Raw genomic sequence first — 15,942 nt, 5'->3', positions numbered from 1 at the left:
CGTCACACGGTGCTTTACAGATGACGGTATCGCTGGGACACATGGCAGGCAAGCGGGAGCGGCGCCGTCATGGCTACCGCCAGAACGAACCGCTGCTCCCCGATAGATGCCGATAGGTGGCGGCGGCAATCACGTTTTTGTTCAATGACTTACGCGTGCTTTCCGGGCTTCTGCGATAGCCTCGGACGGCTATCGGATCATTCCCACTCGATGGTGCCGGGCGGCTTCGACGTCACGTCGTAGACGACGCGGTTGATGCCGCGCACCTCGTTGATGATCCGCGTGGCGGCCCGGCTGAGGACCTCCCAGGGGAACTCGAAGAAGTCGGCGGTCATGCCGTCGGTCGAGGTCACGGCGCGCAGGGCGCAGACCTCGTCGTAGGTGCGCGCATCGCCCATCACGCCGACGGTGCGGACCGGCAGCAGGACGGCGAAGGCCTGCCAGATGGAGTCGTAGAGGCCGGCCTTGCGGATTTCGTCCAGGTAGATGGCGTCGGCTTTCTGCAGGATAGCGACCCGCTCGGGCGTGACTTCGCCGGGGATGCGGATGGCGAGGCCCGGGCCGGGGAACGGGTGGCGGCCGACGAACTGCGGCGGCAGGCCCAGCTCCACGCCGAGCGCGCGAACCTCGTCCTTGAACAGCTCGCGCAGGGGCTCGACCAGCTTGAGCTTCATGTAGTCCGGCAGCCCGCCGACGTTGTGGTGGCTCTTGATCACCGCCGAGGGGCCGCCGCGGGCCGAGACGCTCTCGATCACGTCCGGATAGAGCGTGCCCTGGGCCAGGAACGCCGCGCCCTCGATCTTCGCCGCCTCGCGGTCGAACACCTCGACGAACAGCCGACCGATGGTCTTGCGCTTGGTCTCCGGATCGGTGACGCCCGCCAGCGCGCCGAGGAATTCCTCAGCCGCATCAACGTGGACCAGCGGGATGTTGTAGTGATCCCGGAACATGGTCACGACCTGCTCTGCCTCGTTCAGGCGCAGCAGGCCGTGATCGACGAAGACGCAGGTGAGCTGGTCGCCGATCGCCTCGTGGATCAGCACGGCGGCCACGGACGAGTCCACGCCGCCGGAGAGGCCGCAGATGATCCGGCCGTCGCCGACCTGGTCGCGGATGCGGGCGATGGCCTCCTCGCGGAAGGCCTTCATGGTCCAGTCGCCCTTCAGGCCCGCGATCTTGTGGGTGAAGTTGCGCAGGATCAGCGCCCCGCGCGGGGTGTGAGCGACCTCGGGGTGGAACTGGATGCCGTAGAACCGTCGGCCTTCGTCGGCGATGACGGCGAAGGGGCTGCCCTCCGAGACGGCCACCGTCTCGAAACCCATGGGCAGGGCCGTGACCTTGTCGCCGTGGCTCATCCATACCGGTTCGAAGTGGCCGGCGCCGCCCAGGCCGTCCAGCAGCGGGCTTTCGCGCACGATCTCGATCTCGGCCCGGCCGAACTCGCGAGTAGTCCCCGGCTCGACCTTGCCGCCGAGCACGTCGCACATCGTCTGTTCGCCGTAACAGATGCCCAGGACCGGCACGTCCAGCTCGAACAGGCGCTTCGAGGCCGCCGGACTCTCGGCCTCGTGCACGCTGGCCGGCCCGCCCGAGAGGATTACCGCCTTGGGCCGGAAGCTGTCGAGGACCGCGTCCACCTTGTCGTAGGGGTGGATCTCGCAATAGACGCCGCTCTCCCGCAGGCGCCGGGCGATGAGCTGGGTCACCTGACTCCCGAAGTCGACGATCAGGACGTGCTCGTGGTCGGCGGTGTCGGTCATGGGGCTCCGTTAGCGGGCTTTCTCCAGCACCGCGACGAAAAAGCCGTCGGTGCCGGAGGTGCGGGGAGAAAGGCGCAGATCGCCGGCAGGCGTGAGGTAGTCAGCCAGGTTCGCCTGGTCGGTGGCCGCCCGGCGGGCGAACCCGGAATGGCGCTGCAGGAAGGCCTCGACCCGGTCCTCGTCCTCCTCCGGCAGCACCGAGCAGGTGACGTAGACGATCCGGCCGCCGGCCTTCACGAAGCGTGCGGCGTCGTCCAGCACCTGGTCCTGTTCGGCCTGCCGGCGGGCCAGCGCCTCGGGCGTCAGGCGCCACTTGGTGTCGGGATGGCGTCGCCACGAGCCCGTCCCGGTGCAGGGGGCGTCGACGAACACCACGTCCATCCGCCCCTCCAGACCCTTCAGGGGCTCGGGGTTCACAGGCGAGCGGACCTGCAGGTTGCGGGCGCCGGCGCGGTCGCCTCGGCGGACGGTGTCGGTCAGGCGCCGGGCGTCGGAGTCGTAGGCGTAGATCTGGCCGGTGTTGCCCATGGCCGCCGCCAGCGCCAGGGTCTTGCCGCCGCCGCCGGCGCAGAGGTCGAGCACCTGGGCGCCCTTCACCTCGCCGGCGGCAGACGCCGCGATCTGCGAGCCGAGATCCTGCACCTCGAACCAACCCTTGGAGAACTGCGGGATCGCCTCGACGGCGCCGCCGCGCGCGGCCGGGTCGGGCGCGGCGATGCGCAGCGCGGTCGGCAGCACGCCGGTGGGCCTGGCCTCCACCGACGCGAGGGCCTTCAGCGCCCGCTCGGGATCGGTCTTCAGCGTGTTGACCCGCAGGTCGACCGGCGCCCGCTCGGCCAGCGCGGCCCCCTCCTCGGCCCGCGCCTCGCCGAAGGCGCGCGCGAAGCCGGCGTCGAGCCAGTCCGGATAGTCGCCCCGCACCGCGGGCGGGGCGTCCGCCAGGTCCCGCGGCGTCTCGAGCGCCGCCCGCTCGGCGTCGCTCAGCGGGCCCGGACCATGGGGGTCCTCGGCGGCCGCCTCGGCGATCCGCTCCAGGGGCCAGTCCCACAGGAAGCGCAAGGCGCCCAGGGCCGCCGCCCGCGGCCCCTCCTCGCCCATGCGCCAGGCCAGCGAGCGCCGCCGACGCAGGACGTCCAGCACCAGGCCCGAGACGAAGGCGCGGTCCTTGGCCCCCGCATAGCGGGCGGCCTCGCCCCAGGCCTTCAGCGCCAGGCGGACGGGGCGGTGGCGAGCCTCGATCTCCGTCAGAACTTCAATGGCCGCCGCCAGCCGTCCGCCGTCGCGCATGAGGCGGCCTAGACGGCGCTGGGGTAGTTCGGCGCCTCGCGGGTGATCATCACGTCGTGGACGTGGCTCTCGCGAAGGCCGGCGTTGGTGATGCGGATGAACCGGGCCCGCTTGCGGAACTCGGCCAGGTCGGCGCCGCCGACATAACCCATGGCCGCGCGCAGGCCGCCGATCATCTGGTGCAGGATGGGGGCGATCGGGCCCTTGTAGGGGACCTGTCCCTCGATGCCTTCAGGCACCAGCTTCAGCGCGTCCTTCACGTCCTTCTGGAAGTAGCGGTCCGCCGAGCCCTGGCCCATGGCGCCCAGCGAACCCATGCCGCGGTACGCCTTGTACGAGCGGCCCTGGTACAGGAACACCTCGCCCGGCGCCTCGTCGACGCCCGCGAACACCGAGCCCATCATCGCCACCGAGGCGCCCATGGCGAGCGCCTTGGCGAGATCCCCCGAGTACTTGATGCCGCCGTCGGCGACGACCGGAACGTCCGAGCCCTGCGCCGCGCGCACCGCATCGGCGATGGCGGTCAGCTGCGGCACGCCTACGCCCGCCACGATCCGCGTGGTGCAGATCGACCCGGGCCCGATCCCCACCTTCACGGCGTCGGCGCCGGCGTCGATCAGCGCGCGCGCCCCGTCGTAGGTCGCCACGTTGCCGGCGACGATCTGGACGCGGTTGGTCTCGCGCTTCACCCGCTGGACGGCGTCGGCCACCGAGGCATTGTGGCCGTGGGCGGTGTCGATCACCACCACGTCGACGCCGGCGTCCACGAGGGCCATTGAGCGCTCGTAGCCCGCATCGCCGACCGTCGAGGCCGCCGCCACCAGCAGACGGCCCTGGGCGTCCTTGGCCGCGAACGGATGGGCCTGAGCCTTCTCCATGTCCTTGACGGTGATCAGGCCGACGGCGTGGTACTCGTCGTCGACGACGATCAGGCGCTCGATCTTGTGCCGGCGCAGCAAGTCTCGCGCCTCGGCCTGGCTGACGCCCTCCTTGACGGTGACCAGGTTCTCCCGGGTCATCAGCGCCTTGGCCGGGATGTCGTCACGACTCTCGAAGCGCATGTCCCGGTTGGTCAAGATGCCGCAGAGCTTGCCGGCCTCGTCCACCACGGGGAAGCCCGAGATCCGCTTGCGCGCCTTGATCTGGCGGACCTCGCCCAGGGTGGTGTCGGGGCCGATGGTCAGCGGGTTGATGACCATGCCGCTCTCGTAGCGCTTCACCTCGCGGACCTGGTCGGCCTGTTCGTCGACCGTCAGGTTGCGGTGAAGCACCCCGATGCCGCCAGCCTGGGCCATGGCGATCGCCAGCCGGCTTTCGGTGACCGTGTCCATGGCGGCCGACACGAGCGGGATGTTCAGATTGATCTCTCGCGTGAACCTGGTGGAGACATCCACCTGCGTGGGCATCACATCGGACGCGCCGGGTTCGAGCAAAACATCGTCGAAGGTGAGCCCTTCGCGAATCTCCATGAGACTCTCCGTTTTGCGGCGCGGGTATAGGGGTAAGGCCGACCCCGGGGCAAGGGGCGAGGTGAGCTGCTTCATGCGATTACGGTCTCCTGCGGCGCCGGGTCACGGCGGATGAGGCCGAAAGTCATGGCGAACATGACGAGGCAGAGCCCCGACGAGACGGCCAAGGCGAGCCACGCCGAGCGTTCCAGCAGCAGGGCGTAGACGGCGGGCCCCGCCGCCTGGGCGATCATGGCGGGCCGGCCGATCAGGGCCGAGCGGTAGGCGTAGTTCCTGGGGCCCCACAGGTGCAGCGGCAGCACGCCCTTCGCCACGGTCAGCATGCCGTTGCCGAGCCCTTGCGCTACCGCCATCGCCTCGGCTCCTCGCCCGCCCAGCCCCGCGAGGGCCGCCGCGCCCGCCGGATGCATCAGCGTCGCCGCCCGCGCTGTGGCGAGCGGTGGCAGGCTGCGCAGGACGGTGAACTCCAGGAACCGCGCCGAGACGGCGGCGAGTCCCATCCATCCCGCCGCGACGGTGGCGGCCGCCATCGGCAGGCCGAACCCCGACAGCAGCCTCGGGAGATGGGCGCTCATGCAGGTCGAGACGAACCAGGCGCAGGCGAAGAGCACGGCGAGCTGGACCATCGGCCGGTCCCAGCGGACCGCCTCCGGCCGCGAGCGCTCGTCGCCGACGGCGTGCCCTGGGGTGTCCGGGCAGATCCCGGCCATCAGCGGGAACAGCGCCAGATGGACCACCGCCCAGGCGAAGCAGGCGCCGCGCCATCCCAACTCGTCCGCGAGCCAGGCGGTCACGGGCCAGCCCACCGTCGAGCCGAGGCCGCCGATCAGCGCGACGCCCGTGATCGGCCGGCGGGCGGCCTGGCCGTAAAGCGAGACCAGGATGGCGAACGGCGTGGGCGACAGGCCGTAGGCCATGCCAAGACCCATCACCAGCATGGCCGCCGCCAGGCCGGCCCCGTCCCGGGCGTAGCCCAGCAGGGCCAGGCCGAGGGCGAAGACGAGGTGCGAGACCAGCAGCGTGCGGGCGCCGCCTTCGGCGTCGATCCGGCGGGCGACGGCCGGCGCGAGGAAGGCGGGCGCCGCGAGGGACAGCGAAACCGTGGCGAAGACGAAGCCGGGGCTCAGGGCAAGGTCCCGGGCGATCGGATCGCCCAGCACGCCCATCAGGTAGAAGCTCGAGGCGAAGGCGGCGATCTGGCCGACGCCGAACCCCGCGACCACCAGGGCCTTGGAGGGATCGGATCGAAGCGAAGCCGTCATGGCCCGCGTTCATGCCGCCCTGGGCTGATGTCGAAAAACGACTTATTGGCTCCAGTATGTTCGAAAAACTCAAAAGCGGCCCGCCGGCATCCCTGAACGCGCTTCGGGCCTTCGAGGCTGTGGCGCGCACCGGCAAGGTGACGCTGGCGGCCGAGGAACTGCACGTGACGCCGTCGGCCGTCAGCCGCCAGGTGAAGGCGCTGGAGGCGAGCCTGGGCGTGCGGCTCATCTCGGGGCCGAAGCATCGCCTGGCCCTGACGCCCGCGGGCCGGGATCTGGCCCCCTCTCTCACCGAGGCGTTCGACCGGATCGACGCGGCGGTGCGGCGGACGCGTCAGGGCGGGGAGGACCTGCATGTGGCGGTCAACGCCAGCCTGTCGGTGAAATGGCTGATCCCCCGCCTGGCCGGCTTCCAGGCCCGGCACCCTGACATCCGCCTGCACCTGTCGGAGCTGGCGCCGCACGCCACCTCCCAGCGCGGCGCCCACGCCGTGGTAAGGATCGTGCCCCTCGCCCGCCTCTCGGATCCCAACTGCACGCCCTTCATCCGCAACGCCCTGGGCGCGGTGATGTCGCCGGAGTGCGCCGCCCGGCACGGGAACGACGTGCTGGCCGCGCCGCGGCTGGCCGCCGTCACCCACCCCGAGGCGTGGCCGATCTTCGCCGAGCTCGCCGGGCTGGAGCTGCCGCTGGTCAACGAGCGGCCCTTCGCCCACGTCCACTTCGCAATGGACGCGGCGCTGGCCGGCCTGGGCGCGGCGGTGCTGTCGTGGCCGCTGTGCGTGGACGAGGTGCGGAGGGGTCGGCTCGTCGCGCCGGCGGGCTTCCACCGCTCGGCCAGCGCTTTCGCGATGCTGACGACGCCGGGGGCGGAAAGCCGGGCCCTTTCGAAGTTCCGCGACTGGCTGGTGGCGGAAGGCGCTAGGACGCCGGAGCCGCCCGCCCCTTGAACCCCGTCGCGACCAGGAAGACCTCGGAGCTGTCCTGCCGGCTGGCCTTCGGCTTGATGTTGCGGACGTCCTTGAAGCGGGTCTTCAGCCCCGCGATGATCTGGTCGGTGCCGCCGCCCTGGAAGGCCTTGGCCACGAACGTCCCGCCCGGCTTCAGCACTTCGACCGCGAAGTCGATCGCCGCCTCGATGAGGCCGACGATGCGAAGGTGGTCGGTCTCGCGATGGCCGATGGTGTTGGGCGCCATGTCCGATATCACCACGTCCGGGGGACCGCCCAGCAGCTCGATCAGCTTGGGACCGCAGGCCGGGTCGGTGAAGTCCATCTGCAGGATGTGCGCCGGCGGCAGGGGCTCGACCGGCAGCAGGTCGACGCCCACGATGTCGGTGACGCCCCGCTGGATGGCCACCTGGGTCCAGCCGCCGGGGGCGAGACCCAGGTCGACAACCCGCACGCCCTTTCGGAACAGGTGGAAGCGGTCGTCGATCTCGCTGATCTTGAAGGCCGCCCGGCTGCGGTAGCCCAGCGCTCGCGCCTTGGCGGCGAAAGGATCGTTCACCTGGCGCTCGAGCCAGGCCTGCTGTGACGGGGTGCGCTGCTTGGCGGTCTTCAGGCGCGCGGGCTTGCCGCGGCCGCCCTCCTGCCCGCCGGTCGGCGGCTTCACCATGCGCTTGCGGGGCGGTTCGGTCATGACGGGCTCCGGCCGCCGCGGCGGCGCCTGCGGCGGCGGCGGCCCCCGCGTTCGGACATCAGGGAGAGGAGGATGCCTTCCCGCAGGCCGCGGTCGGCCACGCGGACTCGCGAACACGGCCACAGTTCCTGCACGGCCTGCAGGATCGCGGCGCCGGCCAGCACCAGGTCGGCGCGGTCGGGGCCGATGCACGGCTGGTCGGCGCGCTCGCGGGCGTTCAGCGCCAGGAGGCGTCCGGCGGCCGCGTCGCACTCGTCCCGGCTCATCCAGATGCCGTCCACGCGGCTGCGGTCGTAGCGGGGGAGTTCGAGGTGCATGCCCGCCAGGCTGGTGATGGCCCCCGAAGTGCCGACGAGGTGCGCCCGGTCGGCCTCGAACACCGGCTTCAGCGGATCGGCGCGGCGGAAGGCGGCGATCTCGGTCTTCACCGTCTCGACCATGGCGCGGAACCAGCCCTCGGTGGCCGCCTCGCCCTCGGGGAAGCGCTCGGCCAGCGTGACCACGCCGATCGGCACCGAGAGCCACGCCCGGATCGGCGGCATGCCCTCGGGAGGAGCCTCCTTCAGGTCCACCCAGGAGAGCTCGGTGGAGCCGCCGCCCACGTCCACGACCAGGGCCGCCTCCATCGCCCGGTCCAGCAGGTTCAGGCAGCCGGTGACCGACAGGCGGGCCTCCTCCTGCGGCGGGATGATCTGGAGCCGCACGCCCGTCTCGTTCGCCACCTGCTCGACGAAGGCGGGACCGTTCTCGGCGATCCGGCAGGCCTGGGTGGCGATGGCCCGGAAACGGACGACGCGCCGCCGGCGCACCTTCTCGGCGCTGACCTTCAGGGCGGCCAGGGCCCGCTCCATGGCCGCCTCGGACAGTCGTCCGCTCTGGGTCAGGCCCTCCCCGAGCCGAACGATCCGCGAATAGGCCTCGACCACCCGGAAGCCCGTCGGCGAGGGCGTGGCGATCAGCAGGCGGCAGTTGTTGGTGCCGAGGTCCAGGGCCGCATAGCAGGGCGGCTCACCGGCAGACCTCATCCGGTCGCGCCCGTCGCGGGCGCCCGGCGCGCGCGGCGCCTCATTCATGGACTGCTTCCGTCCTTCGCAGGCCGACCCAGGGGAGCCGCCTCATTTCGCGGCGACTGTAGCAAGCGCTTGACGGCGTCGGAAGCGCAGCCTTTGAACGGCCGCGCGACGGCGCTACGTTCACCTTCCAGTCAGCAGATGGGGTCTAGATTCGAGTTCATGGGCACGCGACTCGCCAAATTCACGATCGGCCAGGTCGTCCGCCACCGCGTCTATCCTTTCCGCGGCGTGATCTTCGACGTGGACCCGACCTTCAACAACACCGAAGAATACTGGCTCTCGATCCCGGAACACATCCGGCCGCACAAGGACCAGCCGTTCTACCACCTGCTGGCCGAGAACGACGACAGCGCCTACGTGGCCTATGTCTCGGAGCAGAACCTGGTCCCAGACGAGAGCGGCCAGCCCGTGGGCCATCCGCAGGCCACGCTGCTCTTCGAATCCTTCGGCGAGGGCCAGTACAAGCTGCGCCCGCGGATCAGCCACTAAGCGGCGACGGGCGCCGGAGAAATAACCTCTTCGCAGCGGCGCCGGTCGGGAAAAGTTTCACCTGCAACTAGCCGATTGCGGGCCCATTCAGAACGGAACTTCCGCGAACACGGGTCCATTCTCCCGAGCATGAGCGGAGACGGCCATTTCGAGGGCCCGCCCCCCGGCGCGCGGCCCGACTGGACCATTGACCAGAACTGGGACGCCTATTCGCGGGCCGACCACGACGTCTGGATCACCCTCTACGAGCGGCAGGCGGCCCTCCTGCCCGGACGCGCAGCCGATCCGTTCCTGAAGGGGCTGGAGGCGCTGGACCTGCACCGCGCCGGGATTCCCGACTTCGCCCGCATCAACGAGGAGCTGAGGCGCCTGACCGGCTGGACCGTCGTGGCGGTGCCGGGTCTGGTGCCGGACGACGTCTTCTTCGACCACCTCGCCAACCGCCGCTTCCCCGCGGGCCAGTTCATCCGCAAGCCGGAGGAGCTGGACTACCTGCAGGAGCCGGACATCTTCCACGACGTGTTCGGCCATGTGCCGATGCTGACCGATCCGGTCTTCGCCGACTACATGCAGGCTTACGGCGAGGGCGGACGCCGCGCCCTTGGCCTTGGGCGGCTGCACAACCTGGCCCGCCTCTACTGGTACACCGTGGAGTTCGGCCTGCTGGAGACGCCGCAGGGCCTGCGGATCTACGGCGCCGGGATCGTGTCCAGCCGCGCCGAGTCGATCTTCGCCCTGGACGATCCCTCCCCCAACCGGCTGGGCTTCGATCTGGAGCGCGTGATGTGCACGCCCTACCGGATCGACGACTTCCAGCAGGTCTATTTCGTGATCCCCTCGTTGCAGAGCCTGCTGGACGCCACGCTGCAGGACTTCGCCCCCATCTATGCGCGCCTGGCCGCGGCCAGCGACGTGCCGATCGAGGCGGTCCTCCCGACGGATCGGGTCTTCACCCGCGGCACCCAGGCCTACGCCAAGGCCGGCGGGCGCACGGCGGCCTAGTAGTCCCTGCGCCAGCGGACCGCGAGGCGGTTCTCGCCCAGGCCCGTCACCCGCGAGATGATCGCCAGGTTGCGGCGCACCCGCCACTCGACCTGGACCGCCCCGCCCTCTCGCCCGCCGCCGGTGAGCTCCAGATAGACGTCGTCGGTCAGATACTTGCCCCCCGAGACGGTGACGCCGTACTCGTCGCCGCCGCCGAACGCCAGCCGGTCGAGGCCGGCGAAGGCCCGAAGGTTGCCGATCACGTCCAGGCCCCCGCCGCCGGTGAGCGAGGAGAGCGCCGAGGCGAGCTGGGCCGCCTCCACCGGCGAGAGCTGGGCGGCCGAACGTCCGAACAGCACCTGGGACAGGATCTCGTCGTTCGGCAGGCTGGGCGAGGACGCCAGGGTGACTTCCGGCCGGGCCGCCGTGCCGCGGATCCGCACGGTCACCCGCAGGGTCGGATCGTCCCGGACGGCGTCGAGCTGCAGGCGGATGTTCTGCGGCTGGGTGGCGAGGTAGACGACGCTGTCGTCGTCGAACTCGAACCGCTTGCCCGCGAACTCGTAGTCGCCGCGGACCACACGGGCGACGCCCGACAGGTCGGGGCGGGTCGTGGTGCCGCCCACGTGCGCGTCCAGAGACAGCTCCACGTCCAGGCCGCGACCGCGCAGGAACACGCGTCGAGGCGCCTTCAGGTTCACGTCGAGCAGCCAGCCCGAACCGCGCGTCGCGGGCGGCGGAACGCCCGCGTCCAGCTCGGGCGGCCGGTTGATCTCCTTCACGTCCATGGCCACGACGCCGGAAGGGGTCGGCAGGTCGGCGGCCACTTCGGCCTCGTCGATCGTGAGATCGCCCGAGAGCCGGACCTTTCCGTCAGCGGCGCGGGCGATGGTGGCCCGGCCGCTCGCCTCCGCCGTGGCGATCTCGTTGTCGATGAGCTGGAAGCTCCGCAGGTCCAGCCGGAAGCTGGAGACGCCGTCGCGCAGCAGGCTGATCCGGCCCTGGCCCGACACCGAGCCCCCCTGCCCGTCCACGCCGCTCGCCTGGGTGACGTTGACCGCGTTGCGGGTGAAATCGGCCTGCAAGGTCACGTCGCGCAGCGACAGGCCCGTGCCGCCGTCGTCGAAACGGCCGCGTTCCACGGAGAAGCGGCCGACGGCGTTGGGATCGGCCAGCGTGCCCCCCAGCGTCCCCTCGGTGCGGACGTAGCCCGCGAGCGCCCGCTCGCCGCCGAACAGCAGGTCCCACAGCGGCCGCACCTCGCCCTCGGCGAAGAACCGGCCGCGCATCGGCTGCTGGCGCGCGATGGCGACGCGGAAGGGCGCAGCGGTCGCCACGGCGGGGAGCATCAGATCGGCGTCGGCCCGCAGGCCCTGCTCGTTGCGGGTCTCGGCCTCCAGCCGCAGGGCGTCACCGGCCAGCCGGCCACGGACCACGCCGTCCATGCCCTGGTCGGCCGGGGCGCCGCGCCCGCGCGCGTCAGCCAGCCGGGCCTCGAACCCGCCCGTCAGCTCGGAGCCGCGGCCGGCCAGCGTAAGCGTGCCGTCGATGCGTCCGGCGAGGTCGGGATCGAACATGCCGAGGGTCACCCCGGCGACCCGCGCGTCGACGTCCACCGCCGTTTCGCCCAGGACGGCGTCGACGTCGATCCGGCCGCCGTCCGAGCCCGCCAGCCGCAGGCGCGCCGCCCGCTCGCCCCCGCCGAAGCGGAAGACCGCCGGCTCGACCGTGCTGATGTCACGGCGGCCGAGGCGGCCCGCGCCCTGGTAAGTCAGGGTGTAGCCAGGCCCCGTGTCCGCCAGCACGCCGCGGCCGTCGATCCGCCAGGCGCCGCGGCGCGACGCGCCCTCGACCAGCGCCGTGTACGGCAGTCGCTCCAGAGGGCCATCCGCCGTGATCCGTCCGTTGCGGATGGTCAGCGCCGAGCCGGCCGGCCGCGCGTTCTGGGCACGCAGGTCCAGCGTGGCCCGGGGCGCGCCCGCATCCACGATCCGCACCGCGCCCGATACCCGGCCGGCGTCCAGGAAGGCGCCGCGCACGACGTCCAGCGACAGGTCGGCGGCCGAGGGGCTGCGGCGGCGCAGCGACAGCGAGCCCGAGGCGGTCAGGCCGCCGGCGTCCACGGACAGGTCGGTGAGATCCACGCCACCCTCGGGGAAGCGGAAGTCCGACCGCGCCCGCGCCGGGCCATAGGCGCTCTCGGCGGCCACGGCCACGGCGCCGCTGGAGCCGCTCGGCCGGCGCACGAAGCTGAGCGTCACCCGGGCGTCCTTGAGCGGTAGGCGCGGCACGTCGACGGCCTCGATGTCGGCCAGCAGGTCGAGCCGCGGCTCGCCCACCGTGCCGGTCAGCGCTCCCTCGCCGCGCGCCCGGCCGGTGATCTCCACGGGTCCGGCGCGGAAGGGGCCGGCGGCGTTCCAGTCGGCCTTGAAGGCCAGGGTGCGGTCCCGCCGCATGGCGCCGGCGGCGCGGGCGTCGAGCGCGGCGCCGTCGAGACTCGCCCGCGCGACCGACAGCGCGCCGGCCTGCCAGTTCGCCTGCGCCTGCAGCCTGGGCTGGGCCCCGAGCAGACGGTCCAGCTCCTCCATTCCGGTGGCGAGGCGGCGGCCCCGGGCGTCGATTGTGAAGGTGCAGGGCGCGCCGGTGCGGGCCTGCGAGGCCGACCAGGTCATGCCCGCTCCGCCGGCCGCGCCCTGACGCCAGGCGGCGAGGTTCGAGACCTCGGCGCGGCCCTTGAACGTCAGGGCGCCGAGCAGGCTGCGGCCGCCGCTGGCCTCCACCTCCAGGCCCCGGCCGGCGACGTCCAGCCCGCGCAGCAGGAGGCGACCATCGGCGAGCCGGGCCCCGTCGAGCGCTACGCTCGGCGCGCCGCCCAGCACCGCGGCCAGGAAGCCGTCCCCGCGGCCGCCGGCTCCCGAAAGCTGCGCCTCCACGCCGATCTCCCGGCGCGTGCGGACGATCTCGATCGGCCCCGACACGCGGGCGAGACCGTAGCCGGCGAGCTGCAGATCCTGGACCGCACCCGCCCCGGCGAAGCGCCATTCCGCGCCCGCGCCGGTGAGCCGGCCCGACACCCGCGCCGCGCCGGCCTGCGGGCCGCCCGCCAGCCGCTTCAGCGACGGGACCTGCGCCTCCACGGCCACGCCGCGCGGTCCAAGACGCCGCTCGCCCAGGTTGCCGCGCCCGTCGAGCCTGAGCGCGAGGTTCTCGGCATAGACTCTGGCGGCGAGCGCGTGCAGGTCCGTCTCGGCCTGCCGGCCCGCGATCCCGAACCGCACCTCCGGGCCGAGGCGCGCCATGTACGGCCTCGTGAGCGTCGAGGCCGAGAGCAGGATGCGCCCGCCGGCCTGGCCGCCCGCCGGGTTCCAGGCTCCGCGGGCGCGCAACGGGACCAGCTCGCCGGACCGCGCCAGCGCCAGGAACTGGCCCTCCGAGGCCTGGCCGGAAGCGCGCACCGTCAGCTCGAACGGCTGGTCGGCGGCCAGACCGAGGGCGCCCGCCAGGGCTCCTCCCTGCGCCTCCACCGCATCCGCCGTCAGCCGCAGCGGCCGCATCGGCCCGAAGGCGAAGTCCACGTGCAGGCGGTCGCCCGGATGGAGCCGGCTGAGCGCCGTGATCCGCCCGCTGCGCCCGCCTCGACGCTCCAGCGCCAGCCGGCCGTCGAGGTCGTAGACCCCGCGGCGGAAGCTGAATTCCGGCTCGAGGACGACCTGCGTGCGAAGGCGGTCGATGTGGAACGAGACGGGCAGTCCGCGGTCTTTGCCCTTGGGCCCCAGGGTGGGGCGGCGGATCAGCCGAAGCTGCTCGGCCTCCACCAGGTCGGCGTCGAAACGTCGCCTCAGGAGTTCGAGATAACGCCATTGGATGTGAAGGTTTCTCGCCTCCAGCCAGACGCCCTCTTCGTCCCGGATGGTGAGCCGCCGGACCCGGAAGTCGCGCCATACGTCGCCCGACAGGCCCTCGAGGGTCAGCTCGCCGAACCGGCCAAGCTTCAGTCCGTCGGTGCGGGCCTCGATCATCAGCCGGGCCTGGGGCGTCAGCACGCCCCAGCGAGTCGCCGCGAACAGGCCCGCCAGCACGACCAGCACGACGACGGCGATCGCGACGATCGTCTTCGGAAGCGCCGAGCGCTTCAGCGCGGCCGGGACCGGCGGGGTGTCTTCGGGCTCGCTCAAAAGCTCTGCCCAATGCTGAGGTAGATCTGGAAGGCCGCCTCGCCCCGCCGGTTGGAGACGGGCGTGGCGATGTCCACCCGGATCGGCGCGAAGCCGAGGTTGTATCGCACGCCGAAGCCTGCCCCGACCGCCAGGTCGCCCAGGTCCACGGCCCCGCTGGAGCCGACCGAGCCGGCGTCGACGAATAGCGCCACGCCCCAACGCTCGGTCAGGTCGCGGCGCACCTCGGCCGAGGCCTCGAACAGCGAGAGCCCGCCCTTCGGCGTGTTGTCGGCGAGCCTGGGACCCACGGCCTGGTAGGGGAAGCCGCGCACCGAGCCGCCGCCGCCGGCGAAGAAGCGGCGGGAGGCCGGCACCTCGGGGATGCTTCCGTTCAGGATCCGCCCGACCCGCAGCCGTCCCGCCAGCACCGTGCGCGCCTGGTCGTCCAGCGGCAGATAGCCCGTTCCCTGCACCTGCACGCGCACGTACGGCAGGTTCTCCTCGCCCAGCAGGACGGTGGGCTCGGCCCGGGCGGCCACCCGCCAGCCGCGGCGCGGATCGAGGGGATCGTTCGAGCGGTCCAGCAGCACTTCGCCGAGAACGGACGCCGTAACGATGTCGCGGCCGAGGCTGGAGAGGTCCTCGGGACGGCGATCCTTGGTGCGGCTGGCGTCCAGAGTCCCGCCGACGGTGAGATACGACGTCTTGCCGTATCTGCGGGTGACGTCGGTCCGCACGCCGAAGCCGGTCTCGTCATAGGCGTCGGTCGAGACGTCGTAGGCGGCCGCGCCCAGCACCAGCGTCTGCTGCGCCCGCCGCCAGTGGGGCAGCGTCAGGTCCACGCCGACCCGGCTGTCCTGCTCGGACAGGCGGCCCAGAACCGCCAGGGTGTCGGCGCGGCCAAGCACGTTGTAGCGGGTCCAGCGGACGTCGACGCCCGCGCCGTCCGTGGTGGAATAGCTCGCCCCCGCCTCGATCGACCGCCGCTTGCGTTCGGCGAGGCTCACCACCACCGGCCGCAGGCCTTCGGCGGTCTCCCGCTCGGCCGGCGCCAGCGCGACGGTGACGGAATCGTAGACGCCGGTGTCCAGCAGCCGCCGCTCCAGCTCCCCCACGCTGTCCGGGCTGTAGCGCTCGCCCGGGGTCCAGGGCGCTAGCCCGTCCACCCAGGCGGGCCGGGTCCGGCCGTCGGTGCGCAGCTCGACCCCGTTGAGGCGGACCAGCCGCCCGGCGGCGATCCGATAGGTGGGGGTCAGGCTGTCGTCGGCGTGGTCGACGATCACCTCGCGCGGCCGGGGCGAGGCGTCGGCGTAGCCGCGGCCCTGGAGGGTGGCGACGATCCGGCCCTCCGCGGCCACGACCTCGGCCGCCCGACCGGGGGCGCCCGGCTCCAGGTCAACGGCGTCCCGGGCCGCGGCCTGGCTGGGCTCGTCAGGCGCCTCGCCCTGCCAGTCGATGGCCGCTTCGCCCAGCGTGAAACGCGGCCCCGGCTGGATGCGGACCAGCGGGACCGGCGGATCGCTCTCGCTGACGTCCGGTTCGACGGAATAGGCGTAGTAGCCTTCGGACCGCAGAACGGCGATGGCGTCCTCGGCCGCGGCGCGGGCGCGGCGGCGGGCCTCGAAGCGGGTCTCGATGGGATCGTCGATGTCGCCGATCGCGCGCTGGATCGCATCACGCAGGTCGTCGCCGAGCTCGCCCTCGACGCGCGCACGCGGCTCGGCCCGGGCTTCCGCGCCCAGTCCCTGGACGCACAGGGCCGCCGCAGCGGCGACGGCATAGATCAGTCGACCCAAGCTCGATTCCCCGCGAGCCCCCCC

Annotated in this window: 11 protein-coding genes; 3 read left to right on the top strand and 8 right to left on the bottom strand. The window is 72.3% G+C overall.

What is annotated here, in order from left to right; translation table 11 throughout:
- Positions 1-197: 197 nt before the first annotated feature.
- From guaA to PHZ_RS07770, 4 genes are all read right to left on the bottom strand, one after another.
- Complete coding sequence (gene guaA, locus PHZ_RS07785; protein WP_012521975.1) at positions 198-1,760, bottom strand: glutamine-hydrolyzing GMP synthase; 1,563 nt, start codon at positions 1,758-1,760, stop codon at positions 198-200.
- 9 nt (positions 1,761-1,769) lie between these two features.
- A complete protein-coding gene (locus PHZ_RS07780; protein WP_012521974.1) occupies positions 1,770-3,047 on the bottom strand; it encodes an RsmB/NOP family class I SAM-dependent RNA methyltransferase in 1,278 nt (425 codons plus the stop codon).
- Positions 3,048-3,055: 8 nt separating this feature from the next.
- A complete protein-coding gene (gene guaB / locus PHZ_RS07775; protein WP_012521973.1) occupies positions 3,056-4,516 on the bottom strand; it encodes an IMP dehydrogenase in 1,461 nt (486 codons plus the stop codon).
- Positions 4,517-4,587: 71 nt separating this feature from the next.
- Positions 4,588-5,778: an MFS transporter gene (locus PHZ_RS07770; RefSeq protein ID WP_012521972.1), complete on the bottom strand. Its 1,191-nt coding sequence runs from the start codon at positions 5,776-5,778 to the stop codon at positions 4,588-4,590.
- 56 nt (positions 5,779-5,834) lie between these two features.
- On the opposite strand from PHZ_RS07770, the gene PHZ_RS07765 reads away from it, so the two are divergent.
- Positions 5,835-6,728, top strand: coding sequence for a LysR family transcriptional regulator (locus PHZ_RS07765; protein ID WP_012521971.1), 894 nt, complete (start codon positions 5,835-5,837; stop codon positions 6,726-6,728).
- Here PHZ_RS07765 and PHZ_RS07760 read toward each other — a convergent pair.
- Together PHZ_RS07760 and PHZ_RS07755 are read right to left on the bottom strand one after the other, a co-directional pair.
- Entirely contained in the window at positions 6,700-7,419 is a 720-nt protein-coding gene (locus PHZ_RS07760; protein ID WP_012521970.1) for an RlmE family RNA methyltransferase, read from the bottom strand. The genes PHZ_RS07765 and PHZ_RS07760 overlap by 29 nt on opposite strands.
- Positions 7,416-8,492 (bottom strand): Ppx/GppA phosphatase family protein, encoded by a 1,077-nt coding sequence (locus PHZ_RS07755; protein ID WP_012521969.1) that lies wholly within the window; start codon positions 8,490-8,492, stop codon positions 7,416-7,418. Before PHZ_RS07755 ends, PHZ_RS07760 begins: the two co-directional genes overlap by 4 nt.
- Positions 8,493-8,651: 159 nt before the next feature.
- Here PHZ_RS07755 and hspQ point away from each other — a divergent pair, with 159 nt between their 5' ends.
- Positions 8,652-8,981 (top strand): heat shock protein HspQ, encoded by a 330-nt coding sequence (gene hspQ, locus PHZ_RS07750; protein WP_041373333.1) that lies wholly within the window; start codon positions 8,652-8,654, stop codon positions 8,979-8,981.
- 129 nt (positions 8,982-9,110) lie between these two features.
- Complete coding sequence (gene phhA / locus PHZ_RS07745; protein WP_041373332.1) at positions 9,111-9,983, top strand: phenylalanine 4-monooxygenase; 873 nt, start codon at positions 9,111-9,113, stop codon at positions 9,981-9,983.
- Here phhA and PHZ_RS07740 read toward each other — a convergent pair.
- Together PHZ_RS07740 and PHZ_RS07735 are read right to left on the bottom strand one after the other, a co-directional pair.
- A complete protein-coding gene (locus tag PHZ_RS07740) occupies positions 9,980-14,140 on the bottom strand; it encodes a translocation/assembly module TamB domain-containing protein (protein ID WP_012521966.1) in 4,161 nt (1,386 codons plus the stop codon). The genes phhA and PHZ_RS07740 overlap by 4 nt on opposite strands.
- Positions 14,137-15,918, bottom strand: a complete 1,782-nt coding sequence (locus PHZ_RS07735; protein ID WP_041373331.1) for an autotransporter assembly complex protein TamA — start codon at positions 15,916-15,918, stop codon at positions 14,137-14,139. Before PHZ_RS07735 ends, PHZ_RS07740 begins: the two co-directional genes overlap by 4 nt.
- Positions 15,919-15,942 lie beyond the last annotated feature (24 nt).

It is taken from the genome of Phenylobacterium zucineum HLK1, assembly GCF_000017265.1.
Lineage (GTDB): Bacteria > Pseudomonadota > Alphaproteobacteria > Caulobacterales > Caulobacteraceae > Phenylobacterium > Phenylobacterium zucineum.
This window is presented reverse-complemented; position numbering and strand designations above follow the sequence as displayed.

Bases quoted from the DNA above. Each gene is read 5' to 3' on its own strand.
- guaA (WP_012521975.1), bottom strand. From the start codon at position 1,760: ATGACCGACACCGCCGACCACGAGCACGTCCTGATCGTCGACTTCGGG.
- PHZ_RS07780 (WP_012521974.1), bottom strand. From the start codon at position 3,047: ATGCGCGACGGCGGACGGCTGGCGGCGGCCATTGAAGTTCTGACGGAG.
- guaB (WP_012521973.1), bottom strand. From the start codon at position 4,516: ATGGAGATTCGCGAAGGGCTCACCTTCGACGATGTTTTGCTCGAACCC.
- PHZ_RS07770 (WP_012521972.1), bottom strand. From the start codon at position 5,778: ATGACGGCTTCGCTTCGATCCGATCCCTCCAAGGCCCTGGTGGTCGCG.
- PHZ_RS07765 (WP_012521971.1), top strand. From the start codon at position 5,835: ATGTTCGAAAAACTCAAAAGCGGCCCGCCGGCATCCCTGAACGCGCTT.
- PHZ_RS07760 (WP_012521970.1), bottom strand. From the start codon at position 7,419: ATGACCGAACCGCCCCGCAAGCGCATGGTGAAGCCGCCGACCGGCGGG.
- PHZ_RS07755 (WP_012521969.1), bottom strand. From the start codon at position 8,492: ATGAATGAGGCGCCGCGCGCGCCGGGCGCCCGCGACGGGCGCGACCGG.
- hspQ (WP_041373333.1), top strand. From the start codon at position 8,652: ATGGGCACGCGACTCGCCAAATTCACGATCGGCCAGGTCGTCCGCCAC.
- phhA (WP_041373332.1), top strand. From the start codon at position 9,111: ATGAGCGGAGACGGCCATTTCGAGGGCCCGCCCCCCGGCGCGCGGCCC.